The following is a 9,169-nucleotide window of genomic DNA, read 5'->3' as shown; positions in this document are numbered from 1 at the left end:
TGATAGTCGAGCATGCCATGGCCGAGCAGGAGATTGACGAGCTCGTAGATGGAAGAGCGTGGTGCGCCGATTTCCGTAGCAATCTCGTTCGGACGCATGGGCTGGCGCTTCACCCGCAGAAACTCCAGGATCTCAAACGCGCGATCCAGGCCGCGCATGCGTCGCGATACAACGTCGTTTTCAGGTTCGGCCATGCTTTTCTCCGATTATTCCAAACCAGCCACCGCTGGCCCGCTGCGACGCACCGGCACACTGTGCCGGTTACACGGCGCCAATGCCGCCAAATCTCAGCAAGACGCCGCGATAGCATTCACGCGTGCGATGATGCAACGCTTGCGCCGCTCTCTTCCTCCTTGTCAATTGAAACTCGAGGATTTGAGGAATTCGGCAAGCCGCTCCGTCTTCGGGCGCACGAACATGTCCTTCGGATCTCCTTCTTCGCAGATAACTCCCTGGTTCATAAAGATGACGCGCGAGGAGACCTCGTAGGCGAAACGCATCTCATGGGTGACAAGCAGCATCGTCATACCGTCGGCAGCTAGGCCCTTGATGACTTGAAGAACTTCGCCAACCAGTTCTGGGTCGAGAGCCGAGGTTACCTCGTCGAACAGCATCAGCCGCGGCGCCATGGCGATGGCTCGGGCAATGGCGACGCGCTGCTGCTGGCCGCCTGAGAGCTGGCCTGGATAATGATTGGCGCGCGCGGCAAGGCCAACGCGGTCGAGCCATTTTTCGGCGACGCTGCGCGCCGCCGGCTTCGACATCCTCTTCACCTTGACGAGGCCGAGCATGATATTCTCGGCGGCAGTCATGTGTGGAAAAAGATTGAACTGCTGGAAGGCCATGCCGGTGAGTGCGCGCTGGCGCGCGATCTCTTTCTCACTCTTGCGGCGTCGGGTACCACCATCGACATGATAGCCGATCTCCTCGCCATCGAGGCTGATTTTGCCGCCCTGGAATTCCTCCAGCATGTTGATGCAGCGCAGCATCGTCGTCTTGCCGGAGCCCGACGAGCCGATGATCGAGATGACCTCACCTTCCTGCACGGTGCAATCGACGCCCTTCAGAACCTCGTTCTGGCCATAGGTCTTGTGCAGGCCCTGAATGTCTAGAATCGTTTTACCCATCGCTCCGATCTCCTCAGGACGGCAGTGCGGTCTTGCGCTCGACATATTTGCCGAAGCGCTCGATACCGAAGTTGACGATGAAATAGAGCCCGCCAGCCAGGAAATAGAACTGGAGGCTCATGAAATTACGGGAAATGATCTCCTGCGTGCGCAGGAGCAGTTCGGCGACGCCGATCACGGAAAGAAGTGTCGAGGCTTTGACCATCTCGGCCGCCGTATTCACCCAGGCCGGCAGGCATTGGCGCATCGCTTGCGGCCACAGGACCGAAGTGAAGGTCTGGGTGAAGGTGAGCCCGATCGCCTTTGCTGCCTCCGTCTGACCTTTGGGGATGGCTTGAAGGGCGCCACGCACGATTTCGCCGACATGGGACGAGCAAAAGATCGCAAGAGCCAGCACGCCTGCGGAGAGCGGTCCCAAATCAAGACCTACCGCGGACGAAACGTAATAGCTTGCCAGCACGAGCACCAGCACAGGCGTGCCGCGGATGACATCTGAGTAGGCCCGCGTCACAAGGCGCAGGATGGCGCCGCCATAAACAAGCGCCAAGCCGACGAAAACACCGAGCACGGAGCCGGCAAGGATGGCGAGCAGCGAGATCGAGACGGTCACGCCGACGCCATTCAATATGACGTAGCGGGCGATCCAGAGTTGTTCGAGAAATGTGTGCGACATTCGACCTTACCTGGGCAGAGCCAGCCGGCGCTCGACCAAGCGCATCAGGGCGGCGATGAGGAAACAGGTTGCGACATAAAGAGCCGAGGTGACGAGCCAGGTCTCGACGACGCGGAAGCTTTCGACATTGATCTTGCGGGCGGCAAAGGTCAGTTCCGGCACGGCGATGGCTGCCGCTAGTGACGTGTCCTTGAACAAGGAGATGATCGTCGAAGACAATGACGGCAGGACGTTGCGCAGCATCAATGGGGCGATGATGGATCCGCGGATCTGCATGGATGTCAATCCGATGGAAAGACCCGCCTCGGTCAGGCCTTTCGGAATCGATAGCAATCCTGCACGGAATACCTCTGCCAGGTAGGCTCCCGAATAAACGGAAAGCACTAGCACGAAGCTTCTCACCTTATCCAGGCGGAAGCCCAACTGCGGCAGGGCAAAGAAGACGAAGAGCACCAGAACCAGGATCGGCAGGTTGCGGATGATGGTGACATAGGCCTGTGCCGGCATGACAGCGATACGGCTCTTCGACGTCAATGCGAAGGCCAGCAGAAGGCCGATCATCGCGCCGATGAGGATCGAGATGATCGCAAGGCCGAGGCTGAGCGCCAGGCCGCTCAGAAGAAAATCAAAGTTGCGCCAGACGGCCGAAAAGTTCAGCGTGTAACCCATGCGGGCTATCCCTTTTTCAGGCAGGCGGAGCGGGGAATGCCCGCTCCGCTATGCTGTTACTTGTATTCGACCGGAAAGCCGATCTGCGGCGGTGCAAGATCTTTGCCGAACCAGGTCTTGTAGGACTTGGCGTAGCTTTCGAATTCAACGCCGGTCATGGCTTCATGCAGGGCGGTATTGACGAAGTTCAGCCAGTCCTGATCGCCACGCTTGACCGCGCAGGCATAGGTCTGAGGGTTCCATCCATAGCCTGCATCCTTATAGTGGTCAGGGTTCTGCGTCATATACCAGGCGAGCGACGACTGATCGGTGGCAACCGCATCGGCGCGTCCTGATTCCAGCGCCTGATAGATCAGATCGACGGATTCATACTGGTCGACCTTCGCGTCGGGCAGGGCGGCATGGACCATGGATTCCGCATAGACATTCTGAAGAACTGAAACGGTGACGGATGAGCCCGCTGCCTTCAGCGCCGCATAGTCGGCATATTGCCCACCCGCCTTCAGCATCAGGCCGACGCCTTCTCGATAATAGGGAATGGTGAAGGCAACTTGCTGAGCGCGCTCGCCGGTGACGGTCATGAACTGGCAGGTAATATCGACCTTGCCCGTCGTGATGTTGGGAATACGGGCATCAGACGATTGATTGACATATTCGATCTTGTCGGGATCGCCAAAGAGGGCTTTGGCGATGATGTGGCCCATATCGACATCAAAGCCCTGCAGCTTGTCATCCGCACTCTTGAAGTGCCAGGGCGCGTTCGTGCTGCCGGTTCCAAGTACAAGGTGACCGCGCGCCAGCACCTCATCAAGCTTGCTGCCATCGGCGAGAACGGGCGTGGAAGAAAGGAGTGCGGCGGCGACCAGCGACATTAGGCCGGCGCGAAAAGTAATGCTCATGGTTGTTCCCCTTGGTGAAGATTTTAAAATCCGATATTATGGACATGTGTCTATTATCTCGGATGCCACATATCAAGGGACATACTGAGTAGCTTGTCAATAGTGGCCGTTCCCGTCGGCTGTCTGAGATCGAGAACGGTAAGGCCCTTTCGACATGAATGCCTTGATCGTCGCTCGTGGCGCGATACTCCAGGCGCCCGTGAACAGGCGCGGCATCAGGAAAAAGCGATCAGCATTGCCATGCGAAGGGAGGTTCTCGTGGGTGGCAAACTGGAGGTGAAATTCGGATCTGACTTATCGCTAGCGGCTGTGAATTTTCATCGGGATTAGGGTTTCAAATAGAGCATCGCCGATAGGGCGTTGCGGCGCTCGCGCACCAACGATTGAGAACCTGCAGTTTCCAGGCTATGCTGCCCGGCCCTTTTGAGAATGGTGGTTTTCGCGCCTTCGTCGCGGAGAAGCTAACAGTCTGTGCATGGCTACTATTCGGCCATTCCGATTAAGCCAAGCTATTCGCTCAACTCGCAAATTTGTCATGGAGGGAGATTGTAATACCGCTTCGATGGTTCCGATCCTTCAATAGCGTAAATGGAAGCATTCTTTCTCGAATGCTGCTGTTGTTTCCGGCAGTCTTTGGAAGTGTGGGTTTCGTCTAACAGGACAAGATGCAAGCCTAGATAGCTGCGCATGTTCATGGTAGCCCCGGTCACATGATTTGGCGGCAGGGCTCATGCCGCTTCACAGACCGGTTTCTAACCGGGCCAAGTGATAGACCGATATCGCTTTGCTGACGCCCTTGAGTTCCGCCTCGCTTTTTACCATCGGATATGGCGCGATAATTTCCGCCACCGCCGGTGCACGGTAAACATCTCCGGTGATGCAAATCTCGTCACCATCGGCAAGGTTTTGCACCCGGGCTGCGATATTCACCGTCTGGCCGAAGTAATCGAGCCGCTCGTTGAGCGTGACGGCGATCGCAGCCCCTCGATGCACGCCGATCTTGAGAATGAAATCACGTTGCGGGCGGTCCCAATTCAGTTGTTCCACGGTCTCGCGCATATCAAGTGCTGCCCGCACCGCATCCGCCGAGGTCAGAAACGCCGCCATTACGGCGTCACCGATCGTCTTGGTGACCGCGCCATTGTGCCGAACGGTGACGTCGAGAAGATGCTGAAAGTGCCGCTGCACCTGAATATAGGCGTTGAGATCGCCGATCCGCTCGTAGAGCGCCGTAGAGCCCTTGAGATCGGTGAATACGAGGGTAACGTCGAGAACCGCAATCCCTTCGGTCGCGCCAATCACCTCCGAGCGGAAGAAGTCGCGAAAGGTTTGCGTCGTCAGCAGCCGTTTGCCGGATAAGGACGGCCCGAAGTGAAGCTTCTGGCGCTGAAACGTGGCCACCGGAAGCTGCAGGATGCCGAATATCACCGGCAGCTTGCCGGCATTGTGAACGTCGAACGCCACCTTGCCCGGAGCGATGTTTGCCGGGGCAGCCATGCATTGACCGCCGTCGAGTGTGACGGGCACATGCGGTAACGCTGCATCGGCCCCTCTTGCGACCGGGAAAAGAAATTGAGCGTCGCTTTCGAAATCCTGGCCCAAAAGCGCGCCTTCGACGGCATCGACCTCAAGACTGAGCGTAGAGCCCGGTTCTATGCGCGTGAGCAACCTCACCAGTTGTTTGGCGGCCTCGCTCCATGGCACGCCGTCGGGCAACATGCCGCCCGACGTCAGTTTATAGTGGAAGACGTAATCCCAGGCCGAAAGCGCATCCGGTCTATGGAAGCGGATGCTGCGCACCGTGGGGGAAACCGTAAATGTCACCGTAATGTAATCGTCCAGCGCGGCATCGTAATCGCTTTGACAGAGGTGGCAGTGGAAATGCGTGTGCAGTTTACGCAGGCTTCGAAAGCTTTCGACAACATCCGAACACATTGGACAAACGAGCAGCCAGTCCATATCGAATAGCCCAGCCACGCACGCATGGAGGAAAAGATCGATCCCTTCGGGCTCGGCAATCGATTTTTCCCTGGCGAATTCGATCGGATTGATGCGATAAAGTGCTTCGTCCGTGCCCGAGCGCAGGAGCATCTCCAGCCGCGAGACGACGCGCGGGCTCCAGGATCTGGCCGCTTCGACCACGGCCAAGCGCTCTTCAAGTTTCTTTTCGTCGATCATCGTACCATACCGCGAAAAAGCCTCGATCATCCAGAACACTCACCGCTTTTCGTCCATCGCGAAAATGCTCCATCTTCTTATTTCCCGACGCATTCCGGACGGAACAGCATTTCCCGGAAATGCTCCGGGCGATCCGCAAGCTGCAGGCACAATCAGCTCAGCCGGATTTTTCCATCCGTTGAGCATTGAATCCTCACAACACGGCGACGCGAGTTCCTAAAGCGCGTCGCGATCTTTCAGATTCGCCTTTCACGCCTTAGGTCTTCGATTTTGCGCATCTCGTTGCCGCAAAACCGCTGCACACTTTTGCGCGACATGCTTTAAATTCCGGAGCCGTCGAGCTGCTGGGCGTCGTCGCCCTCCCACGGCGAGGGCATCGAGGTGCGGTTGAGATTAGCGAGCGGCATCGGCATCCAGCATTTCAATTCCGGCTCGGCATATTCGATGATACGGCCGGGCGAGGAATCGGAGGCGCGCCAGCCTTCTGAACCGAACTGATCGCCATTCGACCAATAGGCGAGATCAACTTCTGCCGGCCCTTGTTCGGAGGGGTGGATCGTAACGAGAATCCGGCTGCCATCTTTCGGTGCGCTTGCCATCTGGCGCCAGCGGTCTGGCTCTTCCATCGCTTTTCCTCCTGCCTTGCTGCAGGTTGCAAGTGTCGCCTCGCTATCGAAAGCGGTCAACTCAAACTTTGCGTGGAATTCCCGATCATCCCGGCTATTCGGGCGTGGGCTTGAGGCCGGTCTCTCCGTAGCCGTCGAAGATGAGACTGGCTGCGCCGATCAGCCCGGCATGCCGCCCCAGCTGTGCGGCAACGATCGGCACGTCGCGATAGACAGGCATGGCCCGCTCGCGAACCGTCATCACCATTTGATCGTGCAGAAGATCGAAGCCGTGCGAAATTCCTCCGCCCATGACCAGCACGTCGGGGGAATAGAGATGGAGCAGATTTGTAAAGCCGATCCCAAGCCACTGCGCCTCGGCATTCAGCAGCTCCAGCGCCTCTGCGTCGCCGTTTCGTGCGGCTTCGACGACATGTCGTCCTGTGACGTCGGTATCGCAGGCGAGCGAGCGTAGCACCGATCCGTCGAAAGCCCTGGTGCGGGCGGTTGCCCGTCTGCCAAGCGCCGTGCCGGAGGCGACGGCTTCGAAGCAACCCACCGCGCCGCAAAAACACCGCTCGCCCTCGCTCGTGATCGTCATGTGGCCGATCTCGGCAGCCAGGCCCCGTCTGCCGTGCAGTATCCGGCCATTGGCAATCACGCCGCCTCCGATACCGGTCGATACGGTAACGAACACCATCGATTCCGCGCCACGGCCGGCGCCGTATCTCCATTCGCCAAGCGCTGCGGCGTTCGCATCGTTTTCAAGCCGTACCGGCAGCTGGAAATGACGGTGGAGAATGTCGGCCAGCGGAACCTCATACCATCCAACCAAGGTCGGTGCCGCGATGACGATGCCGGCCTCCGGATCGAGTGGGCCGGGCGCGCCGATCCCGATCCCGGTCGGAGAAAGATCGGGCGTTTCGGCCAGTACGGTTTCGGCCAGCAGTTCGATCTGTCGGATGACGGCAGCAGGCCCTCCGGCTGCATCCGTCGACAGGGACGCGAATGACAAAAGGCAACCCGTATCATCGACAAGCGCGGCGCGAAGCTCCGTTCCACCGAGATCGAATGCCAGAGCGACCTTTTTCACGAAACCCGGCTCTCCAGTCCATGCAGCCAGGCGATCCGGGCGCCGAGGTTCTTGTCGCCGAATGCCAGCGAGCCGAGAACGACGGTCTGCGCCCCGGCTTGGCGCAGAAGCGGCACTGTCTGCTCGCGAATGCCGCCATCGGCCGCGAGTATGATCTGATTCTCGCGGCCTGCCTTCCTCAGCAGGAAACGCGCTTCGATCAGCCGGTCGCATGCCTTTTCGGAAAGGCTCTGTCCCTTGACGCCGATCGATGTTCCAAGCAGCGTTACGAAGGCGACATGATCGATGAAAGGCTCGATCGCCGAAACAGGGGTTTCCAGCCGCAGCACCACGCCGGCTTCGGCACCCAGCTTCTTGGCAAGCGCGATTGCACGCAAGCCGGCATCGCCATTTTCGGCATGAACGCTGATCAGATCCGCACCCGCCTCTATGAACTGGCGCGTCTGCTCCTCGACGATTTCAGCCTCGACCATGAGATGAACATGGATCGGCTTTGCGGTCGACTTGGCGATGCGCGCGACGAAATCCGGAAAGAACAGGAAGCCCGGCGTAAAGCGCGCATCGGCGACATCGATATGATGCAGGTCGACATAAGGTTCTATGCGCTTGAGGTCGGTTTCCATATTGGCAAGATCGGCCGACCAGAGCGAGAATTCGGCTAGAAGCCTGTTGCGGGGAAGTGCTGCAATGGCCGCCGGGCCGGAAAGAGGTCTGGACGTCATGATGGAACGAAGCTCCGGAGTGTTTGAGATGCTAGAAAATGCGCGATGGCATCCCGGACCTCGGCAAAGTGCCTGTCTTTGTCGATGGCCTTGGCGGCAACTTTGACAAGGCTTGCGCCGGGAATGGCGTTGGCGAGCGTCTGCGCGCAAGCGAGCGGATGGATAGCATCGTGCCGATTGCCGATAACGAGGGTGGGCATGGCAAGGGCGGCGGCAGCCGCTTGCGTAACATCAGGCCCGTCTGCAGCGATATCAGCCAGTGCCGACGCGAAAGCCACGGCTTCCGGCCTATCGAAATAGCCGAGCAGGGAAGAGAAATTGTCCGGTGCTTCCGAGGCGATCCTCTGTCCTGTTTCAGAGGAGACAAAGCGCCCTTTGGCCTCATCGACCGGGTGGGAACGGATCAGGGCCGCAACGGCTCGGATCGGAGCGAGATTGTCCGGCGATGCCTCGAAGGTCCAGGCGGGCCGCACAAGAACGAGCCCTGCGATCCGGTGAGCGTGACGATGGGCAAGGTGTAGGGCAATCGCTGCTCCCATCGAAATGCCGCCGATGATGAAGCGATCGAACCCGTACTCGGTGGCCGCGGCCAGAACATCCTCGGCAAACATATGGATCGAAAAAGGGCGTTTGCTGCCGAGCGCGGATGCGCCATGTCCACGGCATTCCAGCGTCAGTCGGCGAATATCTCCCAAGGCTGGGACATTCTGTGCCACCTGCGCCTCATCACCGCCAAGACCGTGCTGGAAAACGACCGGGAGTCCCTCACCATCCACATAGACGGCAAGTTCCGCATCGCCGCACTTGAACGATTTCTTTCCCATCAGATCAGCGCCTTGAGAAAGCCGGCGACACCGGATGCTTCCGAAGCCGAAAGACCATGCGTCACGAGCGGTCCGTCGAAATTCACCGAGCGCAGCCGCGCGATAAAATCGGCAAAGTCCACCACGCCCCGCCCGGCCGTGGCAAAACGGCCGTCGCTGTGCCGATCCTTGGCATGTGCGAGCGCGATGTGACCGGCCGAGATTTCGACCGCCTCTTCAATGATCGCCCGGGCTTGCGTCCGCGTCGCCTGTTCGAAAAGATTGGCCGGATCAAGCACGATGCGCAGCCGCCGCGATCCCATCTCGCCGATCAGTCGCCGCGCATCGCTTGCCGAGGTGACGATATTGGCCTGCTCCGGCTCGATGCCGAGATCGACAC

Annotated in this window: 11 protein-coding genes; all 11 read right to left on the bottom strand. The window is 58.9% G+C overall.

What is annotated here, in order from left to right:
- A partial coding sequence (locus Q4Q11_RS29340; protein WP_498571673.1) for a helix-turn-helix domain-containing protein occupies nucleotides 1-194 on the bottom strand: 194 nt, incomplete at its 3' end.
- A gap of 162 nt (nucleotides 195-356) precedes the next feature.
- Complete coding sequence (locus tag Q4Q11_RS29335) at nucleotides 357-1,127, bottom strand: amino acid ABC transporter ATP-binding protein (RefSeq protein ID WP_112509142.1); 771 nt, start codon at nucleotides 1,125-1,127, stop codon at nucleotides 357-359.
- 13 nt (nucleotides 1,128-1,140) lie between these two features.
- A complete protein-coding gene (locus Q4Q11_RS29330) occupies nucleotides 1,141-1,800 on the bottom strand; it encodes an amino acid ABC transporter permease (protein WP_112509144.1) in 660 nt (219 codons plus the stop codon).
- 6 nt (nucleotides 1,801-1,806) lie between these two features.
- Nucleotides 1,807-2,469 (bottom strand): amino acid ABC transporter permease, encoded by a 663-nt coding sequence (locus Q4Q11_RS29325; protein WP_112509146.1) that lies wholly within the window; start codon nucleotides 2,467-2,469, stop codon nucleotides 1,807-1,809.
- A gap of 56 nt (nucleotides 2,470-2,525) precedes the next feature.
- Nucleotides 2,526-3,368 (bottom strand): transporter substrate-binding protein, encoded by an 843-nt coding sequence (locus tag Q4Q11_RS29320; RefSeq protein ID WP_498571672.1) that lies wholly within the window; start codon nucleotides 3,366-3,368, stop codon nucleotides 2,526-2,528.
- Nucleotides 3,369-4,106: 738 nt separating this feature from the next.
- Entirely contained in the window at nucleotides 4,107-5,576 is a 1,470-nt protein-coding gene (locus Q4Q11_RS29315) for an adenylate/guanylate cyclase domain-containing protein (protein WP_498571671.1), read from the bottom strand.
- Nucleotides 5,577-5,866: 290 nt separating this feature from the next.
- On the bottom strand, nucleotides 5,867-6,172 hold the full coding sequence (locus Q4Q11_RS29310; RefSeq protein ID WP_498571670.1) for a hypothetical protein: 306 nt from the start codon (nucleotides 6,170-6,172) through the stop codon (nucleotides 5,867-5,869).
- 94 nt (nucleotides 6,173-6,266) lie between these two features.
- Nucleotides 6,267-7,244: an ROK family protein gene (locus Q4Q11_RS29305; protein WP_498571669.1), complete on the bottom strand. Its 978-nt coding sequence runs from the start codon at nucleotides 7,242-7,244 to the stop codon at nucleotides 6,267-6,269.
- A complete protein-coding gene (locus Q4Q11_RS29300; RefSeq protein WP_498571668.1) occupies nucleotides 7,241-7,966 on the bottom strand; it encodes a ribulose-phosphate 3-epimerase in 726 nt (241 codons plus the stop codon). Before Q4Q11_RS29300 ends, Q4Q11_RS29305 begins: the two co-directional genes overlap by 4 nt.
- A complete protein-coding gene (locus Q4Q11_RS29295) occupies nucleotides 7,963-8,790 on the bottom strand; it encodes an alpha/beta fold hydrolase (RefSeq protein ID WP_498571667.1) in 828 nt (275 codons plus the stop codon). Before Q4Q11_RS29295 ends, Q4Q11_RS29300 begins: the two co-directional genes overlap by 4 nt.
- A partial coding sequence (locus Q4Q11_RS29290) for a sugar phosphate isomerase/epimerase family protein (RefSeq protein ID WP_498571666.1) occupies nucleotides 8,790-9,169 on the bottom strand: 380 nt, incomplete at its 5' end. The genes Q4Q11_RS29290 and Q4Q11_RS29295, both read right to left, overlap by 1 nt.

The organism is Rhizobium sp. UFLA01-1127 (genome assembly GCF_059803845.1).
The sequence above is the reverse complement of the archived record's forward strand: the minus strand, read 5'-3'. Positions and strand labels throughout refer to the sequence as shown.

What these genes read in the sequence shown, in the direction of transcription:
- Q4Q11_RS29335 (WP_112509142.1), bottom strand. Translation starts at nt 1,127, where the DNA reads ATGGGTAAAACGATTCTAGACATTCAGGGCCTGCACAAGACCTATGGC.
- Q4Q11_RS29330 (WP_112509144.1), bottom strand. Translation starts at nt 1,800, where the DNA reads ATGTCGCACACATTTCTCGAACAACTCTGGATCGCCCGCTACGTCATA.
- Q4Q11_RS29325 (WP_112509146.1), bottom strand. Translation starts at nt 2,469, where the DNA reads ATGGGTTACACGCTGAACTTTTCGGCCGTCTGGCGCAACTTTGATTTT.
- Q4Q11_RS29320 (WP_498571672.1), bottom strand. Translation starts at nt 3,368, where the DNA reads ATGAGCATTACTTTTCGCGCCGGCCTAATGTCGCTGGTCGCCGCCGCA.
- Q4Q11_RS29315 (WP_498571671.1), bottom strand. Translation starts at nt 5,576, where the DNA reads ATGATCGAGGCTTTTTCGCGGTATGGTACGATGATCGACGAAAAGAAA.
- Q4Q11_RS29310 (WP_498571670.1), bottom strand. Translation starts at nt 6,172, where the DNA reads ATGGAAGAGCCAGACCGCTGGCGCCAGATGGCAAGCGCACCGAAAGAT.
- Q4Q11_RS29300 (WP_498571668.1), bottom strand. Translation starts at nt 7,966, where the DNA reads ATGACGTCCAGACCTCTTTCCGGCCCGGCGGCCATTGCAGCACTTCCC.
- Q4Q11_RS29295 (WP_498571667.1), bottom strand. Translation starts at nt 8,790, where the DNA reads ATGGGAAAGAAATCGTTCAAGTGCGGCGATGCGGAACTTGCCGTCTAT.